13 protein-coding genes and 5 pseudogenes are annotated in these 20928 nt (G+C 58.3%); 4 read left to right on the top strand and 14 right to left on the bottom strand.

Going from position 1 to position 20928, the window contains the following annotated elements:
- Positions 1-14 precede the first annotated feature (14 nt).
- A complete protein-coding gene (locus NKJ73_RS32390) occupies positions 15-1268 on the bottom strand; it encodes a methylaspartate ammonia-lyase (protein WP_352572424.1) in 1254 nt (417 codons plus the stop codon).
- 720 nt (positions 1269-1988) lie between these two features.
- Entirely contained in the window at positions 1989-2342 is a 354-nt protein-coding gene (locus NKJ73_RS32385; protein ID WP_352572422.1) for a group II intron maturase-specific domain-containing protein, read from the bottom strand.
- A 748-nt stretch (positions 2343-3090) separates the two neighbouring features.
- On the opposite strand from NKJ73_RS32385, the gene NKJ73_RS32380 reads away from it, so the two are divergent.
- Together NKJ73_RS32380 and NKJ73_RS34410 are read left to right on the top strand one after the other, a co-directional pair.
- Positions 3091-4329: an ATP-grasp domain-containing protein gene (locus tag NKJ73_RS32380; protein WP_352572421.1), complete on the top strand. Its 1239-nt coding sequence runs from the start codon at positions 3091-3093 to the stop codon at positions 4327-4329.
- Between the two features lie 137 nt (positions 4330-4466).
- Positions 4467-4701, top strand: a pseudogene (locus NKJ73_RS34410) (transposase); the annotation flags it as partial.
- Positions 4702-5119: 418 nt separating this feature from the next.
- On the opposite strand, the pseudogene NKJ73_RS32375 reads toward NKJ73_RS34410, so the two are convergent.
- Positions 5120-5656: pseudogene (locus tag NKJ73_RS32375) on the bottom strand (UPF0149 family protein).
- 71 nt (positions 5657-5727) lie between these two features.
- Positions 5728-6834: pseudogene (gene tnpC, locus NKJ73_RS32370) on the bottom strand (IS66 family transposase); the annotation flags it as partial.
- Between tnpC and NKJ73_RS32365 the strand changes: the two are divergent.
- The gene (locus NKJ73_RS32365) at positions 6764-7012 is read left to right on the top strand and encodes a hypothetical protein (protein ID WP_352572437.1); all 249 of its coding nucleotides are present in this window, start codon (positions 6764-6766) and stop codon (positions 7010-7012) included. The pseudogene tnpC and the gene NKJ73_RS32365 sit on opposite strands and share 71 nt — an antisense overlap.
- A 209-nt stretch (positions 7013-7221) precedes the next feature.
- Here NKJ73_RS32365 and NKJ73_RS32360 read toward each other — a convergent pair whose 3' ends face one another.
- The 9 genes from NKJ73_RS32360 to NKJ73_RS32320 all read right to left on the bottom strand — a co-directional run bounded on the left by NKJ73_RS32360 (position 7222) and on the right by NKJ73_RS32320 (position 18751).
- Positions 7222-10407 carry a WD40/YVTN/BNR-like repeat-containing protein gene (locus tag NKJ73_RS32360; protein ID WP_352572419.1) on the bottom strand — a complete coding sequence of 1062 codons (3186 nt, stop codon included), beginning with the start codon at positions 10405-10407 and terminating at the stop codon, positions 7222-7224.
- 100 nt (positions 10408-10507) lie between these two features.
- Positions 10508-11908 carry a CapA family protein gene (locus tag NKJ73_RS32355; protein WP_352572417.1) on the bottom strand — a complete coding sequence of 467 codons (1401 nt, stop codon included), beginning with the start codon at positions 11906-11908 and terminating at the stop codon, positions 10508-10510.
- 51 nt (positions 11909-11959) lie between these two features.
- A complete protein-coding gene (locus NKJ73_RS32350; protein WP_352572415.1) occupies positions 11960-13018 on the bottom strand; it encodes an ABC transporter ATP-binding protein in 1059 nt (352 codons plus the stop codon).
- Positions 13015-14022: an ABC transporter ATP-binding protein gene (locus tag NKJ73_RS32345; RefSeq protein WP_352572414.1), complete on the bottom strand. Its 1008-nt coding sequence runs from the start codon at positions 14020-14022 to the stop codon at positions 13015-13017. The genes NKJ73_RS32350 and NKJ73_RS32345 overlap by 4 nt, the downstream gene beginning before the upstream one ends.
- Before the next feature lies 1 nt (position 14023).
- Entirely contained in the window at positions 14024-14905 is an 882-nt protein-coding gene (locus tag NKJ73_RS32340; protein WP_352572412.1) for an ABC transporter permease, read from the bottom strand.
- A 1-nt stretch (position 14906) separates the two neighbouring features.
- Positions 14907-15848 (bottom strand): ABC transporter permease, encoded by a 942-nt coding sequence (locus NKJ73_RS32335; protein ID WP_352572410.1) that lies wholly within the window; start codon positions 15846-15848, stop codon positions 14907-14909.
- A 3-nt stretch (positions 15849-15851) separates the two neighbouring features.
- A complete protein-coding gene (locus NKJ73_RS32330) occupies positions 15852-17444 on the bottom strand; it encodes an ABC transporter substrate-binding protein (RefSeq protein ID WP_352572408.1) in 1593 nt (530 codons plus the stop codon).
- A gap of 613 nt (positions 17445-18057) precedes the next feature.
- Positions 18058-18447 (bottom strand): hypothetical protein, encoded by a 390-nt coding sequence (locus NKJ73_RS32325; protein WP_352572406.1) that lies wholly within the window; start codon positions 18445-18447, stop codon positions 18058-18060.
- A gap of 16 nt (positions 18448-18463) precedes the next feature.
- Entirely contained in the window at positions 18464-18751 is a 288-nt protein-coding gene (locus tag NKJ73_RS32320; protein ID WP_352572431.1) for an ABC transporter substrate-binding protein, read from the bottom strand.
- Between the two features lie 257 nt (positions 18752-19008).
- On the opposite strand from NKJ73_RS32320, the pseudogene NKJ73_RS32315 reads away from it, so the two are divergent.
- Positions 19009-19140: pseudogene (locus NKJ73_RS32315) on the top strand (transposase); the annotation flags it as partial.
- Between the two features lie 126 nt (positions 19141-19266).
- On the opposite strand, the pseudogene NKJ73_RS32310 reads toward NKJ73_RS32315, so the two are convergent.
- A pseudogene (locus NKJ73_RS32310) lies at positions 19267-20317 on the bottom strand (IS5 family transposase).
- Between the last annotated feature and the right edge of the window lie 611 nt (positions 20318-20928).

Here is a 20928-nt window from a genome sequence, read left to right as displayed (position 1 = left end):
TTACACCGTGCTTTTCATTGAACGTTTTCGTTTTGAGATCGACGACGGTTCAGCATCGCGAGTAGTCGGTTCTGTTCGTTCCCGACGATGGAAAATGCCTCATCGACGCCCATTCCTGGCTTTGCGAGCATCATTTCGGCCTGGGTCGCTACAGAAATGTGGACTGAAGCTTGGGCGGAGAGATCCGTCTCAGTACAGCTGCCCCCGACATATGCCCCAATCTTATTCGCCTTGCAGATGAGAACTGCGCGCGCCGTATCGGCGATTGAGCCGACGTCTGGCGTCTTGATTTGGACCAAATGCGCAGCCTTCGCTTCGGCAAAGAGCTGAATGTCCTCGAGCGTGTTGCACCTCTCGTCCACCACAATGCGAGCGCCAGAATCCCGGTCATCCAAGATCGATACGATCCGGGCATAATTCTCAATTTGAGCTTGTGTAGAACCAAAGTCGGCCGGGGACTCGATATTGATCGTAAAACCCGGAACCGTATCTGCTACCATGCAAATAAAGTCGGCGATCCGTTGCGGCTCCATCCCGATTTCCTGGCCGATCCAGCCATACACGTCGAAATGCAGCACCGGATGGTACCCCGGGCGGCCGAGTTCGCGCGTGCGCGTTGCAACCCACTTCACGAATTCCTGGAAAGTCTGGCCGCCCGCGCCGAATTTCTGCCTGGAGTTGATCAGGCCGTGGGGGAGGACATCCACGGCCTTCAGAATCATCTTATCCACATTGATCTCGCGAGCATCGCCGCTTTGACAGTAAATCGGGACCCTCCGCGTCGGCAGCGGCAAATCAAATTCAGCACATACGACCTCTGCCATCGTCCTGCGGTGAAGATGGGCCGCGGCTCGAAGCAGCGCCTGGCTCACGCCGTACTCAATCGCCAGAGGTAACCGCTTGTGTTCGAAGGCCCCGAAAACCTTGGCGCAGGCATCAAGGTAGCGAGACGCATCGACACCAAGAAGCTGCGGCACGACAAGGCGCGACGCTAAATCTGAGATTTGATTAGTGTCGAAAAGAGAATCGCGTCCACCGGCACCAGAATACTGAACGCTCATCATATCGCCCCAAACGACGGTGTCGTCGGCAAGGACAAGCCCGACACTCAGCGAAGATGCAGGAACGCGAATGGATTCGAAGTCGGGCGTGACGGCTTCTCCCAGATAGACAAAACCGTCCTGCGAGGCGCCGGCTCTTATGGCTGCCTGATCGTCGTAGAAAAACGCGCCGTTGCCTGGCGCGAGGATTACGTCTTTGATCTGCACTTCAGTTCGCTCGATTTATCGGACGGCGTTGATGCGGGATGCAGTTCGTACGCTGTCCGTCAAGTATCGCCATTTGGCGTTGAGTCCGCCAATATAATGTCCCGGGCGGTACCATCGCGTTTTCAGATGGCTGGCGCCTTACTTTGAGCACAGCTGTCTCTCTTTAAACTAAAATTTAAACAAACTTGGCAGTTAATTGAAGCCCATGCGAGCCGCCTCATGAACAGCCAGATGTCGGCAATAAAAGCCACGTTTCGGCGAAGGCGAACGTTCGCTCGAAGCTTTAGCCATGCGCCGCCCGCGGCGAGGCCAGGCGATTGTTCGCTCAGTGCTCAGTTATTCGGCGGCCTGACTCCAAAGGCCGCAGCGCATTCCGGGAGAATGACGATCTCAACAACAGGCTTCCGACCTGCTGGGGCGTGCCTTCAACTTCGGCTCCGCATGACCGCCGTCAGCGAACGCATCACGAGGGTCCGGACCTGTAATTGCAGAGCTTGGCGGTGTATCCGTTGAGGGTTTTAAGGATCTGTCCGCACTGGCCGAGCCGGAGCTGGTCGTGCTGTATCGGGTCTCACAAGGGCGGACGTTGCATTGACTCGAAGCGGGCTGTCAGGCCCATCTGACTACCTTCGCATATCGTCCGCCCCTGCGTTCCTCGCGGGACACCGCCCTCGGATCAGCGCTGGCGCTTCACTACTGGCAAACTGTTTCTACCTCATCTCAAGCCTCGAACAAAGTGCCGTCGCGCAGCATGGCATACATAATGACAGTGAGCGTCACGAGCACCCCATCTTGCGGGCTATGCGCTGGCGAGATTTGCCGCCTGATTTGCGAGGAGCGCAGGCGCATGGAGTGATCACCGGCCGGCGGCGGCGGCGCAACTGGACGCCGGCGGGAAAGGCTCTCTCGGGAGACCTGGCTGGTGCCACGTCTTTGCAGCTTGTGCCGTTTGCGCAGGAAGTTGCTGACGCGGTCATGGACATGTCGGTCAACGGCTTCGTAGGCCGGCGCTCGGGTGCCGTCGCAGAAGTACGTCGACCAACCGAGCAGAACCCGGTTTAGTTGAGCTCGCACCTCGCACCTCCGGCACGCACCTTTGTTTCCCGCCTCAGGAGTTTGCTGACTTTCGTCTTGACCCCGTTGCACGCTCTACTTGGACGGGCTTGCGCCCAGATACCACCGGGCCACCGTCGGGGAGGTAGTGTGGTCCCCATGAGTAGCCAACGAAGTCGAAGCGCTCGTGTCGGCATCCTTCATCGAGGTCTTGGCCTCGTTGAGTGTCACCCCGAGTTTCGTCATCACCGTCCGTGTCCACGCCAGCGCCTGGGCTGCATGACCGCAGCTGAGGATGACGAAGTCGTCGGCATAGGAGATGACATGAGCACGGAACGCTTCGCCGCGTCCGGTGAGCCGCCCCATGTTTCAGGAAGCGGTTCATGTAGATGACCGAGAGCAGCGGGCTTGCGACCCCGCCCTGCGGGTTTCGTCGACCACGCAGATCGAGGTCTCTTCCAAAGAAACGTCAAGTCCGGCAAAATACTTCATGGCTGCTCCTTCCCGATGTTTGTGGCGCTCCAATGACGGTGGCGCTCGCCCGCAAGTGGCGTTCATTCCGATATTCGTCGAAAGGTTCCATGCCACACGGTCAGTATCAAGACGTCGCAACAGATCCTTCAACTATATTTTACAAAGTCTTTGCGACTGCCGACCGCTAATAATGGTAAGCCTCACCGCAAAGCGTGAGGTCAGGCACGGATAAAGAGCTAATGCCAGATTCACACCCAGACCGCCGCGCAGCACGAAGCATCGGAGTCGGTAGCCAATGGCAAGAAGAGCACTCATTCTCGTTGAAGGTCATGGCCGCATGGGCCTGCAATACGTCCAAGCAGCCCAGCGCCTTGGCCTTGATCCAATTACCCTGTCGACTGATCCAAATCAGTATGACTATGTTGCGGCGGAAACGCTTGAGGCAATCCGCATCGACACAGACAATCTCGGTGCGCTGATCCACGAATGCTTGCGGCTACGCAAGACCTACGACATTGCTGGCATTACTGGGTTTTCGCGCGCCGATGAGTCGGCCTGTGTGACGGCTGCCAAGCTCTGCCGGCATTTCGGTCTACCGGGACCAAGCCCCGAATCTATTGAACGGTGCTGCGACAAATTCACCCAACGTGAGCTCCTCGCGCAGGCCGGGATTCCCGTACCGGCTTATCGCCTGGCGGCGAATGCGACCGACATCGAAAGTTCTGCCGCGCCAATTGGACTGCCGGTGATTGTTAAGCCAGCCTTAGGCAGCGGCAGCAGCGGCGTACGATTGTGCCGCGACGTTGATGAGTTAGTGGAACATACGAACTATCTGTTGGGCGGGCAGCACATTTGGCAGTCCTCGCCGAGGATCTTGGTCGAAGATTTCGCACAAGGCCCATACTATTGCGCTGAATTAATGGGAGATAAGGTCGTTGCGATCGGCGCCGGTGATTGCGGCCCCCCCCCGCATTTCGTCTTTCGTGAATTCACCCTTCCGGCCCGGCTGAGCGATGACGAGCAGGAGTGTATCGCCGATGTTTCGCTGAGTTGCCTGAAAGCTCTTGGTCTCGGCTGGGGGCCAACCTGCATTGAATTCCGCTGGACGGAGGTTGGCCCAGTCGTCATTGAAGTCAATCCGCGTCTTGGTGGCGCGCCCGGTCCTCAAATGATTCAGCTGGCTTACGGTGTTGATCTCATTACCGCGCACATCAAACTTGTCATAGGCGAGGAATGCGATTTGCGCAGGAGGCATTCGCAGACTGCGGCTGCGCGGATCCTAGTTCCTGATTGCGATGGCACCCTCGATTGGATCGATGGCGGCAGTCGGGCGGCTACCGTAGCAGGTGTCGCCGAAGTCGAATTGTATGTTGAATCCAAGACGCCGATCGTCAGGAAAGGCGATTTCCGAGACTGGATCGGACATGTCATCGTCGCTTCACCGAGCCTTGCTCAGACCGAGATGATACTTCAGCGCGCCGTCGAGTCGATCGATTGGGTGATCACTCCATTTCCGACAAACCTTGGCGAATAGCAATAGTCTGCGGCACTTATTCTCCACACTCGCGCAGGTGAGTGTGGCCGTATGTGTTGCTCGGGCGGGCCAAGCCGATCCTCATCACAGGAGGAGAGCCGTGGCAGATTATGGGGAAGCATTTGGCGGAATGCGCTTTGCAAACAATGCCCGGCGTTGGCCCCATCGCCGCACCGGCGATCGAAACTTTCGCGCCCCAGATGGAGACGCGTTCAAATGTGGCCGTGACTTCGCCGCCCGGCTTGGCCTCGTCCCGTTGCAGAAATCGACCGGCGGCAAGCAACAACTAGGAAAAATCTGGCGACGAAGCCGCGCATGCTCGTGGCCATTGCGCTGGCCAACAAGATGGCGAGTGGCATCTGGACCATGTAGCGCGCCTCGCGCCGCTCATTCGCAGCCAGACGCTATCCAACATACTGCACTATTCAAGGCAAAGTCGACGTAATTTAGCTAGATTTGAAATAGAAGTTGCGGTTATGTCAGAAAATTTCAGTAGTTTTGTACAGACTAGACAAGTTATACAAACGCTGACTACACAATTGGCACGTTATTTAGCAGGCTGGTGAAAAAGTGGCTCACAGTAAGGCTATGTGCGTAATTGAATGTCGCCGGAGAGATTCGGACAAGGAGGCATGCGCGGCGAAGACGAACGGTCTGGCGAACTGTTCAGTTATGTTGATCTCGAGGCTCGGGTGCGGCACGATCATCCGTTGCGCCGCATTCGGGGGTTGTGAACGAGGGTAAGCGTCACGAGCACCGCACGGCGGTCCTTGCTTGCCAAAGGCAGGATTCAGATGTGGGCCGCTTTGACTCGCTTGGGCATGAAGTACGAGCGGATGGCGACGATCGCCTTTGCAACGGCGGCGACGCCCGCGTCGTCGAGACGGGAGTTCACCCCCGTTGTGTCCCGGATCGGGACGATGATGTCGCCGGTTGCGGCATGACCGCGGAGAAAGGGGCGCCGGAGCCTTGTGGCATAGCCGGTAGCGAGCAGGAAGGCAGTCACCCAGTGGAAGGGGTCGAAGGAACGAAGGAACCGTCATTGCGCCGCGCAAAGCGCGGCGCCAGGTTTCCGGCGTTTCGGCAAGCCCGCTCGAGATCCGGTTTAGTGGGCAACGAGCGTCTGAACGGCGAGCGCCTCGGTCGTGCCTTCGAGCGCCATCAGCGCTTTCTCGCCTGCAAACAGAGGAATCCATTGGCGCGGGTCGATGAAGCGGGGCCCGATGATGAGCGCCGTCAGATAGCCATCGAGCCCATCCATGCCGAAGACCGGCGGGTGCGGCCGCTGCTTATGCAGGAACGTCTGGAAGGCCGCATCGTCCAGCATCGGGCGCGAAGGCGCAACCGAGGACGCTGCGGCGGGCCGAGCGGCGACGGGCCCCCTTGACCGACGAGCGATCATGCCGCCACACGCTCCAGTTGGCACCGTGCCTCCCGGTCTGCCTTCCAATTCCAATTCCACGGCAAGAGCTCGTCGAGCCGATTGACGATTGACCGGAATGGAACCCGAGACGATCTGCTCGAGCACGTCGGCGAGCCAGGTTTCGGGATCGAGACCATTGAGCCGTGCCGAGTTGACCAGTGATGCCAGCACCGCCCATGTCTCGCCACGGCGAGCGGATCCGGCAAAGAGGCTATTCTTCCTCGTCAGGCAAACTGGTTTGAGCGAACGCTCGACAACGTTGCTATCGACTTCGATCCGTCCGTCCTCGAGGAAGGCGATCAGCCCATGCCAATGCGCCAGCGTGTAGGCGATGGCCTTGCCGAGCGACGACTTGGCCGAGACCTCATCGATCAGCATCTTCAGCCGCTCCCTCAGTGCCGGCATGAGCGGAGAGCTCTTGGCCTTGCGCACCGACAGGCGCTGCTCGGGGCTCATGCCGCGGATGCTATCCTCGATCCGGTAGATCTCGGCAATACCGGCGATCACCGCCAGCGCCTCGCTCGAGCCCGTCGTCTTGACCACTTCGACGAACTTGCACCGAGCATGGGCCAGACAAAAGGCAAGCTGCAAGGGTGCGATATTACTCTTGCGCCGCTGCTTCGCCAGGCTCGTGTAGGCCGCATAGCCATCAACCTGGAGAATGCCGTCGAATGTTGAAAGCTGTGCCTCGACCTCTCCGGCTCCCCGGCTTTCTGCAAACACATAGCCAACTCCCGGCGGAGCCGGTCCCTGCCAGGGACGATCATCGACGGCCTGGGCCCACAACTGGCAGACTTTCGTCCGCTTGCGTTCCGGATCAAGTCGCGGCAGCGGCGTTTCGTCACAAAGCACCCGCGGCTGCGAGGGATGAAGGCAAGCAGGCGATCGTATAGCGGCCTCAGCCACCAGGCGACCCGTCCGACCCAGCCGCCGAGCGTGCCACGGTCGAGATGGATGCCGTAACCCGAGAAGATCTGCGACCGACGCTACAGAGGAAGATGCTAGGCGAACTTGGAGACGACCACATGCGCCACCAGCGCCGTCGTTGCCATGCCCCCGTCCATTACTCGCGCTCGCGCCGGGATGATCTTCGGGGCAAAATCGGAGAAGCTGGCCGTTCTCGATCCGACCCAGATCGCGCTCGATCTCAGCGACCTCTGCGAGGTGCCGGTCGCGGCCAATGACGATGCCGCCGAAGATAAGGATCGTATGGGCGGCAATCTCATCCGCAGAAACGCCCTGAATCAAAACGAACTCTGAGACCCTCGCCTTCTGAGGACAGTTAACGGCGCCGGCGGCTCGCGCGTCGGTGAAGCAACCGACGCCCGTATACCATCGCTACGACCGCGAACGCGGCCGCGATGTAGAACATCTCGGTCGTGCCGTCGCCCCCATCTGGAGAAACGCCAAAAATCCGCTCAATAAAATCCATGTGTTTCACCTTCCAGATGAATAGGTATCGGTACTTCTTAACCGCTGGCCCTGCTGAACCCTATGGGCTCGACGCCGGCAGTCCTCAGGGCGACGTTGAACGCCGCGGCCTTATTGTCCACAACCACGCCAAACTTTTGAATCTCCTCTTCAACCTTTGATATGATCTCGTCAGCAACCTGGCGGGCTGGGAGTGTCGGCGCCTCGTCGGCGACGGCAACCACACTGATGATGTCGACCAGTTTATCCTTTAAGCCAGGCAGGTTCCGCTCTTGGTCGCGCGGCGTCTCCTGCTTGATGTCGATCAGTGCTCCTTCGATTGCCTCAAGCTGTCCGGCCAGCGCATGTGCACGTTCCCTAAATGTCGTGCTACAACCGAGCCGCTCCTGCACATCCGTCATCTGTCGTTTCATCAACCGAATGTGATTCAGAGTCTGGTTGAGTGCCGAAAGCGTGCTGAACAGCTCTTGCAGGAGTGCGAATTGCTCGATGAACTCCTTCTCCGTCGTAACTACCCGTGGATCCTTGACCACGCAGAAGCCGGCTGTTTGGTCCTCGCGGCCAATTTGAAGCCGGACTTTGTAGCTACCTGGAACGACGGCAGGGCCGCTCGGGTCCTCGTTATCCGCAGCGAGAGGCTTGTACTTGCGGGTTTCCAGCGACCGGTCCAGCTTGGCTGGTCCCGGGTATCTGAGATCCCACACGAAGCGGTTGAGCCCAGCCTTCGTGCCGGGCTTCGCGTGAAAAGGCAAGTCGCTGTCATCGCTTGAGAAACTGGTGATGAGGTCGCCCGCAGCGTTCTGGAAAGTAAGTTTAATCGGCTGTTCCGCATCGCTGCGCAACCAGTAATAAACGATCGCTCCGTCCGGCGGATTCTCTCCGCAATCGAGATAGCGGCGACCCGTCCGCCCGTCCAACTCCATGACCTCTGTGGCGGCGCCGATGCCCCAAGTCTGGTACCATATCCCGACCTTGGAGATGCCGACTTTAGAAAAACCTTGCCCAGCAGCCAACGCGTGCTTAGTTCGGACTGTGGGGCGTGGGCTAATCAGCTTCACATCTTTCTGATCTGCGTCCAGTTCGCGTAATGGGGTAATGTCATCAAGGATCCAGAAAGACCGGCCATGGGTGCCCGCAACGAGATCGCCTCCTTTGATCTTCAGATCGTAGACCGGAACCACGGGCAAGCCGCCGACCATCCGCGACCAATGGGCACCGTCATCGAGGCTGAAGAAAACTCCGGTTTCAGTTCCGACCAAAAGCAATCCTGAACGCACCGGATCGGCGCGCAACACACGGGTGATTTCGCCAGCCGGGAAGTCGCCGTTGATCGATTGCCAGCTCTTGCCTCCGTCCCTGGTGCGGAAAAGGTAGGGACGGTAGTCGGAAAGTTTGTATCGCGTGGCCGCAACATAAACTGTGTCTGCATCATGCGGGGAGATTTCGAGGCACCCAACATAGGCGAGTTCGGGCATGTCCTTGGGCGTCACGTTGCTCCAATGAGTTCCGTCGTCCCTTGTCACGTGGACGAGGCCGTCATCGGTGGACGTCCAGATCTCGCCCTTGCGGTGTCGAGACTCCACAAGCGAGGCGCAGGTGGCATGCACCTCCACGCCGGAGTTGTCGCGGGTCAAAGCGCCTCCTGAATACTCCTGTCGAGCCGGGTCGTTAAGGCTCAGATCCGGCGAGATCACAGTCCAACTCGATCCTTCGTCGCGGCTTCGGAAGACGCGGTTGCCCCCGGCATAAATCGTCTTCGGATCATGTGGAGAAAAAGCGATTGGGAAAGTCCAGCCAAAGCGGTAGCGCATGTCCTTAGGCGCCATACTGACCGTGTATTCCGGCCAGACGTTGACTAAGCGAATCTGACGGGTGCGATGGTCATAACGTTGCAGTGATGATGTGCTGCCGGGACTTGAGCCGACCGCACCGCAGTACACGATATTAGGATCCTTGGGATCGACAGCGATGAACCCACTCTCGCCCGTGCCAGGATAGGTGCAGTCGCTCAATGGAATGATACCCCACTCAGAAGCGGTTGGGACCGAGATCGCGGTATTGTCCTGCTGGGTGGCGTAGACGCGGTATGGGTATTGGTCATCGACGTCAATGCGATAGAACTGCGCCGTCGGTTGGTTGTAGATCGACGACCAAGTCTTACCACCATTAAACGTTACGCAGGCGCCGCCATCATTGCCCTGGATCATCCGCTTGGGATCAGCCGGGTCGATCCAAAGAGCGTGGTTGTCCTCATGGGGAGTGGTCACTTCGATGAAGCTCAATCCACCGTCAGTCGACTTCCACATTTGTAAATTGTTGACATAAACCGTTTCGGCGTGGCCAGGGTCGGCGAAAACATGGGTGTAATAAAAAGGGCGATGCATCAGATCGCGGTTCTGCGAGGCCTGAATCCAGTGGTCGCCATAATCATCGGAGCGATATAGCCCAATCTTCTCGCCTTCTGCCTCAATGAGCGCGTAGACCTTCCCGGATTGCGCCTCCGAGGCTGAGACACCGAGCTTCCCGAGCAGACCATCTGGTAGGCCATTCCGTCCGGACAATTCCTCCCAGCTATCGCCCCCGTCAAGCGACCGGAACAGTCCGCTCCCCGGCCCGCCACTGTTCAGGCTCCAGAAGTTACGCCGTGTCTGCCAAGTCGCGGCAAAAAGAATGCGCGGATTGTTGGGATCCATCGAGATATCGACTGCGCCGGCGTCGGGACCGCGATAAAGGACCTTCTGCCAAGTCTTGCCTCCGTCCTTGGAGCGAAATAAGCCGCGTTCTTCGTTTGGCCCAAACGCATCCCCAAGCGCCGCGACAAAGACGACGTCGGGGTCCTGAGGATGAATGCAAATCTTGCCGATGTGCCGGGTCTCTTTCAGACCAAGATGAGTCCAACTGCGGCCTGCATCACTCGACCTGTAAACACCGTCACCGTAAGAGACGTCGCCTCTGATCGTCGTTTCGCCCATGCCGGCATAGATGACGTTGGAGTCGGAGCGGGCAACCTCCAGCGCACCGACACTTGCGCTCGCGAAGTAACCATCGGATATGCAGCGCCAATAAACGCCACCGTCGATGGTCTTCCACACCCCGCCTGCGCAGGCGCCAAAATAGAACACCCTAGAATCGTTGGGGTCTCCCGCGACCGCCACAACGCGGCCGCCCCTAGTGGGACCAATGCAGCGCCATTTGAGGTCCGCTAAGCTCTTGGAATCCATCATTCCACTCCGCTCCACATAGAATCAGCATTCATCGCCAGATCCCCCGCCGTCTGGTACTGGTCGCTATTTCGCCCGCATACGGTTGCCTCGGGTGAGTTCGTTACATGCGGGTCTGCGCCGCGTCGGCCCGTATTCTGATCACTCCAACGTCGTTTTCAATCTCGATTTGGGTGCCCAATGGCTTTGAAAGCTCTATCAACCGCTCCAGAATGGCCTTTGCCTGGGGCGGGGGCGCCAAGCGCGGCACTCCCCGATTTGCCAACCTTTCCGAACGGCGAAGTTCGATAGGATGGAGCGTTAATTCAGCGAGGCGGTTCTGCTTGAAACGGCCCACGACGATGACGCTCTCATAATAGACCGGGGCGGAGAGTGGTATAAATCCTTCTGGATATGGATACCCTATCGCCATTTCATGGGCCGTTACGTCCGCATCGGTATCCACCCGCGGATCCTTACCGTGTGCGTCGAACATGTCAGCTCCCACCGGCGTTCTCAGGTCTTGGTTGAAGAAATTTCCCAAGCCGTAAAAGATAGGCCGATCTCTGTAAATCTCGATGCCCCTGACATGGTGCGGTCCGTGATTTATATATGCATCTGCTCCGGCGTCGATCGTCTTCCGCGCAAATGCTTGTTCATAGTCAGGCGGTTGGTTGGTGAATTCCTCGGGCTCATGCCCGTGATTCGTAGCGATACAGAAATCAGACAACTGCTTCCCACGACGTACGTTGTACAGAATACCGTCAACGTCGCGCGGATTGGGTTTAAAGCTGTATCCTGGTCTTTCCCCTGCCTCGAAGACTGTCTCGCCGATTGCTACACGAAATACATCTTCCGGAGGAGGCGCATACCATGGGAGCATCTCGCGCAACTGCCTCAGGTTCTCAAGTATCTCTGGCGGAGCTACTATGCTTTTTGCTAAGCGAAGGGGGTTAAGTCCTGGTCTACCTGGCGCCTCGCCGGCCGGATCGCAGGCACGGGCCATAGGCTCGAATGTTGTCGCAAACGACACCAGAGCTACCCGGCCGCGAGGGGTCTCCAAAAAACGCGCAGCGCGGGCTTGTGCGAGATTTTCGCCCGCGCCTGCATGCATGATCCCGTTCTCATCAAGCGCCCGAGTCGTCTCGCGCATACCTTCGACGCCCCAGTCAAGCGTATGGTTGTTCGCCCGACTAACCATGTTGAACCCCATGGCCTTTAGGTCGGGCCCCAATTCCGGGGCACCGATCAAATACGCACCGCCGTACTCGGCCTGCGGGCATCCCTTAGACTGAACATCCAAGATGTTGGTTTCCAAGTTGCCGAACTTCACGTCAGCTCCGTCAAAGAGCTTGAGAACCTCGGCAAACCCCGGATAATAGCCCTTTGTTACGGGCCGCGCGTAAAGAAGGTCGCCGGTTGCAGCCATGGTGAAACCGTCTGCAACGTTCGTTTCGATTGAACCTAACGCATCAAAACCACCGTCCGATAGAATCGCAGGCTGAGAATCATCTCGAGAATTCATTTTATATCCTTAAGCTACTAAGTTGCATTCGGCTCAACTAAAGCGGCGATTCTAATATATCAGGATCTCATCATGCGCCTGATTGAAATGAGCAGGCGGATAACCCGCCCCTGCCATTGGTATTGCCGAGGTGCCGGCGGCTGGCGCGCGCACATGACAGGCGACGACGCGTCCGTCCGCTAGTGGAACCAAAGGCGGCACGTCGATGCGGCAACGCTCAACCGCGAGCGGACAGCGCGGATGGAACGTGCACCCGCTCGGCGGGTTGATCGGACTTGGCACCTCACCCTCCACCGGTGCCTCCAGCCGGACTCGCGTCGGATCTGGCACCGGAGCTGCTGCAATCAACGCTTCTGTGTATGGGTGGATCGGCTTGGCGAAAAGCGCCTCGCATGGGGCGAGCTCGACGATCCGCCCCAGATACATGACCGCGACGCGGTGGCCGACATGCTCTACGACGCCGAGATCATGCGAGATGAAGACGATGGCGATGCCCATCTGCTGCTGGAGATCCAGAAGCAGATTCAAGATCTGTGCCTGCACGGAGACGTCAAGAGCTGAGACCGCTTCGTCCGCGACGATGAGCGAGGGCTGGAGGGCAAGCGCCCGTGCAATGCCGAGCCGCTGCCGTTGGCCGCCCGACAACTCTGACGGAAGCCTGTCCATCATCTGAGGTGACATGCCGACATTCTGAAGCAGGTCCGCGGCAAGCGCTCGACGTTGCTCGCGGCTGAGGCGCTCAAAATTCTCCACGGGTTCGGTGATAATCTTTTCGGCGCTAAGGCGTGGATTTAGCGAGGAGTAAGGGTCCTGGAACACCATCTGCATCCGTCGGCGCCAGGCGCGAAGCGACCCCTTCTTCAGACCAGCAATGTCGGTGCCCTCGATCAGTACGCGTCCGCTCGTCGGCTCCGCAAGCCGCATGAGCAGACGCGCTACGGTTGATTTGCCGCAGCCGGATTCGCCAACGATACAGAGCGTCTCGCCAGCCAAAACCGAGAAAGAAACATCATCCACGGCCCGAACCACCGGAATGTTTTTGTTTAGAATGCCTGCACTGAGCGGAAAATGCTTGGTCAGGTTCTCGACTTTCAGCAAGGGAGTGTTCATGCGCCCATCACCTCTTTGGCGCGCCAGCACGCGCTGGCATGGCCAGGCATTACATCTCGCAGCATGGGCGTCTCCTCGCGGCATATGTCTATCGCGAACGGGCAGCGAGGCGCGAAGCTGCATCCCACAATCGGCTCGCGCAGACTTGGCACGATACCGGGAATCTCCGGCAGGCGATGCTGTCGACCGCGCCGCCGATCAGGAACCGAGCACATGAGGCCCTTCGTGTAGGGATGCGCAGGGCGCGCGAACAGATCCGTCACGTTGGCTTGTTCTACGATCCGGCCAGCATACATTACGATCACGCGTTGGCATGTTTCGGCCACGACGCCCAGATCATGGGTGATGAACATGACGGCCGTTCCCGTGCGCTCTTTCAAATCAACGATGAGCCGCAAAATCTGTGCCTGGATGGTGACGTCAAGCGCCGTCGTCGGTTCGTCAGCAATTAAAAGTTCCGGTGAGCAGGCAAGAGCCATGGCGATCATGACCCGCTGGCGCATGCCGCCCGACATTTCGTGAGGATAGTTGTTAACGCGCCGCTCGGGATCCGCGATGCGAACCAGACGAAGCATCTCTTGCGCCTTGGCTACCGCTTCTGACCGGGACGCCTTGGTGTGGATCAGCAACGCTTCGGCGATCTGGTGACCGACGGTATAAACCGGGTTCAGACTCGTCATCGGCTCCTGGAAGATCATAGCAATCCGGTCGCCACGGACCCTCCGCATCTCCCGATCGGAGAGTTCGAGCAAGTTGCGTCCGCCAAACCGGATTTTCCCGGCGACGGTCCTAGCGGTGAGCTTCGGCAGCAGGCGGAGAATCGAAAGAGCGGTGACGCTCTTGCCGCATCCGGATTCGCCGACCACGCCGAGCGTCTCGCCCTTCATCACCTGGAAGCTGATCCCACCCAATGCCCGCGTGACGCTTTCCTCGCCATAAAAATGGGTTTCGAGGCCTTGGACATCGAGGAGCACGTCATTGCCCACCGTCGTATGCATTTGCATATCAACGCCTCCGCTTGGCGCGGGGATCGAACAGGTCGCGCAAACCATCCCCGAGCAGGTTGACGGCAAGGACAGTGACCGCAAGGCAGATACCTGGGGCAAAGATCGTCAATGGGGCGATGGCGAGGTATAGCCGCGAACTGGCGATCATGTTGCCCCAACTCGGAATCTCGGGCGGCGCGCCTACGCCGAGGAAGCTCAGCCCCGCCTCCGTCAGGATCGCGCTGGCGCAGACTGTGGCGCTTTGGACCATCAGCGCCGGAACGGTGCTCGGCAGGATATGACGCCACAGCACCTTGGGCAGGCGTGCACCGCCGCAGACCGCAGCCTCTACATAAGGACGCTCGCGAACACCCAGAACAACCGAACGAACCAATCGCGCGACGGCTGGCGTCTCTGGGATCGCGATGGCGACAATGAGGATGCCGATTCCGGGGCCTGTCAGAGAAATCAGCGCAATGGCCAGCAGAATCGTCGGTATCGACATCAGGCCATCCATGACTCGCATGGCGATGTTGTCGAAGCTGCGGCTGTAGCCAGCGATGACACCGATCGGAAGCCCGGCAAGAGCCGCGCATGCCGCCGAGAGCAATCCGACCATGAGGGAGATGCGTGCGCCGAAGATCGTTCGGGCAAACACGTCGCGGCCCAGATTGTCGCTCCCGAACCACATCTCTGTTGATGGTGGCTGGAGGCGCTTGAACGGGTCCATGTTCACCGGATCTCCGGCGTAAAGCGGTGCAACGAGCGCCAGAATAATCAGGAGTGCCAGGAGCCCACCACCTAGCAAGGCCAGCGGGTGTCGCCTTGCCAGACGGGGAAAATCGGATAACTGTAGCCGCCCCATCGGGACGGCGTCTATTGGTGCGGAAAGGAGGGCCATCTCAATACCTGATGCGTGGATCGATGAGCGTATACGCAAGATCGACCGTGAGATTGATAAGGACGTACAGACCCGAAGTCAGTATGAGTACGCTCTGAATGATTGGGTAGTCGCGGTTGTTGATTGCATCCACGATCAGGCGACCAATACCGGGTATGTTGAACACTGTTTCAGTAAGGACGACCCCGCCGATCAGATATGCGAAGCTGATGCCGATAGCGGTTAGAATCGGCGCTCCGGCATTTTTCAAGGCATGGTGGAAAAGCATGGCATAGGAGGAGGCGCCCTTGGCATCGGCCGTGCGCATGTAGTCTTCCGACAGGACTTCGAGCATACTCGCCCGCGTGACCCGGGCGATAAATGCAATGTAGCCAAGGCCTAAAGCCAAGGTGGGAAGGATCAGATGCACGAACCAAAGCCAGAGCCCGCCAGCAATCGGTACATATCCCTGGACCGGTAGCCAGTGCGCCCTGATCGCGAAGAAGTATATGAAAAAATAGCCGATGACAAAGACCGGGACGGAATAGCCAAGCGCCGAAAATGCCGCCAGGAGGCGATCGATTACCCCGCCAATTCGCCACGCGGCAAGGATGCCGAAAGACACCCCAACTGACACTGAAAATATCATCGTGAGAATTGACAGCGAAAGAGTCGGCTCAAGCCGCTGCGAGATAAGGTCGAGAACGGGTCGTCCGGCAAAGATCGAGGTGCCGAAATCGCCGCCAAGCATGTCGCGCACCCAACGCATGAACTGAACCGACATTGGATCGTTGAGGCCCAGCTTTTCGCGAATTCCGGCGATCATCTCCGCCGTGGCCGACTTGCCGGCAATGATCGCCGCCGGATCGCCCGGTGCCAGCCTCAGAAGCAGGAAAACGAAGATTCCGACCATCGCCATGACGGCGATGGTCGAAACCAATCTGCGTAGGAAGTAACCAGCCATCGCTCAGGCCTTCTGCATGTTCCACATGGGAACGATATCAGGCATACCGATGAGGCCGGTGAGATTCTTTCGGCGTGCGATAGGCGCCGTAAATTGGCCCAGGAGAACCTCGGGCACATAATCCCAAGCAATTGCCTGCATTTTGCGGGCCAGAGCCTTGCGCTCATCCACTGTTTCAACATCGGCCAATTTGGCACGAAGGGCCTCATACTCTTCACTCTGTGGCCAACCGTACCATCCCTTCTCACCATTCATCACCAAATGGTTTGCAGTCAGCGGCTGACCGCGGTTGAAGTCGCTGTCGCCTGTTATAAAGATGCTCCAGCCTCCATCCTCGATGAGGCCCTTATTTGATCGGCGTGCGACAAGTCCACCCCAGTCGCTCGGCGCAAGCTCAGCATTAACCCCGATCTTGTGTAGAGCATTTGCTAGCAGTTGCGAAGTGTTGCTGACCTCTGTCCAGTCTGTCGGCTGCAGAATGACGACTTTTTCGCCAGCATATCCTGCTTCATTGAAGAGCTGCCTCGCTCTCTCTGGGTCGCCTCCCTTTTTAAACCATCCGATATTTTCATCATTCGATATTTGATTGCCACTACCAAAAAATGAGGTGACAGTATTCGTGTATCTTTGGTTTGAGGAAATAACTTGCAAAAACGAATCTTGATCGACTAGATGCAATACTGCTTGGCGCGCCTTCATATTGTCGAACGGTTTTTGCAAGCAATTAATACGCAGGAAATAATCCAGACCATACTTATAGAGAACCTGGAGTTCAAGGTTTGGATCAGTTTCAATGGCTGGGAAAAGATCCGCGGGCGGCCCCTCATAATAATCAATCTCACCCGCCTGAAGGGCTGCGACAGCAGTTTGTGCATCACCAATATTTTCCCAGATCACGCGGTCGACCTTGACAATTTTTCCACCGGCCAATCCATCGGACGGCTCCTTGCGCGGCATATATTTTTCATTCCGATCATACGTATAGCTTGCTCCTGGCTTAGCTAGAGCTTCATTAAACTTGAATGGTCCCGATCCGATGTTGGTTGTCACTGCTTCCGTTGCCGGCTTATTGGCGTCCTTCTCCCGCATGACGTAGAGCGGGTGAGCCAAGAAAGTGGGAAGAAGCCCCAGTGGGTCCTTGAGCGCAATGGTGAAAGTCTTGTCGTCCTTCTTCGAGATATCCTGGACCCGCGTCATTATAAATTGGCCCTCAGGTCGTATTTGGGACCAACGGCGAATTGAGGCCACACAATCCGCTGCGGTAACAGGATTGCCATCGTGCCAGTCTAAGCCATCGCGGAGCTCAAAAGTGTAAGTCTTCCTGTCATCGGAGACACCCCACTTACCCACCATCTGCGGCTGCGGCACAAATTTCGAATCGAGCGAGAACAGCGTGTCGTAGATCGCCGCGGCATGGTCGGTGGTGCCTTGAGACGTTGTAACAACAGGATCGAATACGCTGGGTACACCGCCCTTCACCATGCGGACTATCCTCGCGTCAGTTGCTGTCGTTTGCGCCCGCAGGACGGAAGGCATCGAAAAAGCCGCACCGGTCGCGATACCCGCCTTAAAGAAGCTGCGTCGAGAAATCGTCATGTTTTAGTTCCCCTTTTTTGTGCGCCGCCTGGTGCGATCAACCAGCGTTTGCGCCTCGTTAAACCAGGGTTGAAGGACTTAATTTGTCCATTCTTGTAGCCGCCTGATTGAATGGCGTTGAAATCCTATCACCCACGTGTGGAGGGCTCGCGTCAAAATGTTTCGACTGCTGAAATGCGGGCTGCACAAAGCGGCATTGTCTGAAATGGTTGGCGATGACGGCAATCGTGTCCGGATTGTCCTCCTAGCCACGCAACGTGCAAGGATTTGATGGTCCGGTAACTTGTGCAGTGCCTTCGGGCTTAGGGAAAGACGCGCAAGCAATCACACAATGCCTGCCGTCATCCGCACCGCCATCGGAGTCAGCCGCAGGCGCGGGGATTCGCCCAGAAACTGAACCTTTGGTCCATACAGATGTCGGGTGTGTGCACGGTATTTGCTTTCGAATCGCCTGGCGCAACCTCGCCTCCTGGAGGGCCCGCTGCTGCGCAACTAAACCAAGCCAGCCCCCTCGCAGTCGATACATAGCCTTGGAAGGCAACCAGCGGGGTGCGCGGCATCTTCCGCCGTGGCCGACTTGGCGGCGATGATGGGCCGCCCGGCGCCAGCGTGATCAGCAGAAAACGAAGGTCCCGACCATCCGCCATGACGGCGATGGTCGAAACCAATCGAAGGATGTAGACTGCCATTTGGGCTCAGGCATGTTCCACATAGGGACGATCGCCGGCACGCCGATGAGACCGGTGAGGGTCTTGCGGCGCGCGATCGGCGCGATGTATTTTCCCAACCTCACATCGCCGACGAAGCCCCACCAGATCCTTTGCATCTTGCGGGCCAGCGCCTTGCGCTTTTCGAGAGTTGCCCCATTTGCCCATTTCTCCCGCAGAGCCTCATATTCTTCGTTCTTCGGCCAGCCGTACCAAGCTTGGTCGCCATTCGAGGTTAGGAGGGGATCGGTGAGCGGATTGCCAAGGGAGTAATCCATTTCCGCCGTGATGAACATGTTCCAGCCGCCGTTCTCAACGGGCCTTGTTTGCCCGACGCGTGGAGAGTGCACCCCAATCCATCGGCGCGAGCTCGGCGTTGACCCCAATCTGCTGCAGCGCCACCGCCAATAACTGCGAGGCACTGTCGCACTCGTGCCAGTCCGTCGGATCTAGAATGACGACTTTCTCGCCGGCGTATCCGGCTTCCTTGAAAAGCTGCTTGGCCGTTTCCGGGTCGCCGCCCTTTTTGAACCATCCCGTATTTTCGTGGCTGGAAGCCGACGTAGTGTCTCCAAAGACAGAGGGTGAGGGTACCGGAATATTTCGGGTCAGGGGCCATAACGCGCATAAACGCCTCTTGATTGATCAGATGAAGGATCGCTTGGCGCGCCTTGACATTGGTCGAATGGCGGCTGCAGGAAATTCATAAGCACGAGCGCGTCCCAGCCGGCCTTGTCCAGAACCTGAAGTTCAAGATTAGGGTCGCTTTCAATTAGGGTCCGGACCCATAAAAGGGGTTCCTCTGACGGCGGGATTGCGATTCAGGGTCTCTGAGGGGGACCAGTCATGAATCGCGAATATTTCTAGTCAGCGATGAGCAGTTTGGGCTGTTTGAACGGCATCTGCCGACCGACACCCGAGGCAAGCCGCGCGTCGATGATCGACGCGTGATCAGCGGCATCATCCATCTGGACACCTCGAACTACCGGCATTTCCAGAGTGGGTGGTGCGACAATGAGGTTGCGAACAGCCTGACGCGCGGCGGGGGCTGATTTCGGTCGTTGGGGCTGTTACCGATTTCGGCATCGCGGCGGCGTTTTCCGCCGCTCTCGCCGTCAGGCGAACGCAGTTCGCCCTTGGTGCCAGACGAAGCGGGTGAGATTGTAGGCGAGGTTGGCCATGCCGATCTTGGTGCAGGCGCGAGCGATGCCGATCGTGCGGACAAACAGGCCCATGCGGGATTTCTGCTGCGCGAAGACGTGCTCGACGAAAGCGCGGATCTTTGAGCGCCGGCCATTGGCCCGTGCCATCGCCTCGCTCATCGCCCGGCCTTTCGGCTTCTTGTGATGAATGTCGGAGACGTAGCCGTTCTTGTCCAGCCACGCCTTATTCTTCTTCGAGCGATAGGCGGTGTCGGCCCATACCGTCGAGCCGGTGTTGTTCTTGTCCAGCACGTTGCGAAGCTGCGCCCCGTCCCAAGCCGAGGCGCCGGTGACGTTCCAGCCGCGGATGAAGCCGTGGCGGCGATCGATCGAGGCATGGTTTTTGTAGCCGAAGGCGGGAACGGCGATATTGCGCTGCTTCGTCTTTCCCTCCTCATCGGCCTTGGCTTTCGAGAACTTCACGGTCCAGCGCGGCGTCCCGGTCCTTCTGGCGCAGCTTGGCTGGTTTCTTCTGCCACTCGTTCCGGCACCTTTCCTGCCTTGATGTCAGCCTTTTCAGCATCGGAATTGCGTTGCTTCGGCGCCGCCACGATCGTGGCATCCACGATCGTGGCATCCACGATCTGGCCACCCATCGCCAGATAACCGGCTTTGGTGAGGTGCTTGTCAAAACGGGCGAACAGGTTGTTCACCGCCCGGGCCTGCGTGAGCCAAATCGTCTTGGCGTCGGGCACCTTGTCGCCGAGCCCCAACCCGAGGAAACGCATGAAAGCCGGTCTTGGATCTGAAACTCGCTCTGATCGTCCGAGAGACTGTAAAGCGCCTGCAGAACCAGGACCTTGAACATCATCACCGCATCAAAGGGCGGCCGGCCGCCCTTGGCGCCATCGGAGCGCTTCAGCGCCTTGGCCAGCGGTTTCCGGAAAACCTCCCAAGGCACCACCGCGTTCAGCTTCTCCAGTGGATCGCCGGCCGCGCTCAGCCGGACATAACGCTCGTCAATGTCCCAGAACCCAGCCTGGCCTCGCGTCCAACGCCTCCGTGCGAATCACCAGGCGAAGTGAATCAAATGCGGTCTCGATTGCCAGGTTTTTCGAGGTGTCCAGTTAGATGGCGAAATCGGCACATCCCGCCGTGATTCTCGGGGTGTCACCCGCCTCCGCAGCAAAACCGCGGGCGTCATTAAGAGATAGCCGCATCTACGGGCGACTGCGATTCATTCGCGGACCCAACAAACCTTATCCAGCGGCTTACGGAAAGCACCCTCCCGGTGGGGAGGAGGCGTCTTAGGGCCGCCGCGATTTGTCGTGGCCGCGCGACGGCCAGATAGCGTCGGCACCTTGGGCTCCGCGCGTCTTGCGGTGCGTGGTCTGCCCGAACCTCGGTCGCGTGCTGCGCGGAAGTGAGTGCCGGGAAAAATTTCCGAAGGAGCGTATCAAAGATGTCCGTCGAAGCGAGGGATGATCATGACATGTTTCGCCCGGGCACGCGGGTAGAGCGACATCTACGAGCTCTATTGCACCGCCCAGGACCTTGGTACGAGCTTCCTCGTGCGGGTGCAGACGAACAGGCTGGCCGAGCGGCCTGCCGATGCTGGCCCACACGATCCTGCTC

The sequence above is a fragment of the Mesorhizobium sp. M0074 genome, from assembly GCF_040322975.1.
In the GTDB taxonomy this organism is placed as follows: domain Bacteria; phylum Pseudomonadota; class Alphaproteobacteria; order Rhizobiales; family Rhizobiaceae; genus Mesorhizobium.
The sequence above is the reverse complement of the archived record's forward strand: the minus strand, read 5'-3'. Positions and strand labels throughout refer to the sequence as shown.

Bases quoted from the DNA above. Each gene is read 5' to 3' on its own strand.
- NKJ73_RS32335 (WP_352572410.1), bottom strand. From the start codon at position 15,848: ATGGCTGGTTACTTCCTACGCAGATTGGTTTCGACCATCGCCGTCATG.
- NKJ73_RS32325 (WP_352572406.1), bottom strand. From the start codon at position 18,447: ATGTTCATCACGGCGGAAATGGATTACTCCCTTGGCAATCCGCTCACC.
- NKJ73_RS32360 (WP_352572419.1), bottom strand. From the start codon at position 10,407: ATGATGGATTCCAAGAGCTTAGCGGACCTCAAATGGCGCTGCATTGGT.
- NKJ73_RS32380 (WP_352572421.1), top strand. From the start codon at position 3,091: ATGGCAAGAAGAGCACTCATTCTCGTTGAAGGTCATGGCCGCATGGGC.
- NKJ73_RS32340 (WP_352572412.1), bottom strand. From the start codon at position 14,905: ATGGCCCTCCTTTCCGCACCAATAGACGCCGTCCCGATGGGGCGGCTA.
- NKJ73_RS32345 (WP_352572414.1), bottom strand. From the start codon at position 14,022: ATGCAAATGCATACGACGGTGGGCAATGACGTGCTCCTCGATGTCCAA.
- NKJ73_RS32355 (WP_352572417.1), bottom strand. From the start codon at position 11,908: ATGAATTCTCGAGATGATTCTCAGCCTGCGATTCTATCGGACGGTGGT.
- NKJ73_RS32330 (WP_352572408.1), bottom strand. From the start codon at position 17,444: ATGACGATTTCTCGACGCAGCTTCTTTAAGGCGGGTATCGCGACCGGT.
- NKJ73_RS32350 (WP_352572415.1), bottom strand. From the start codon at position 13,018: ATGAACACTCCCTTGCTGAAAGTCGAGAACCTGACCAAGCATTTTCCG.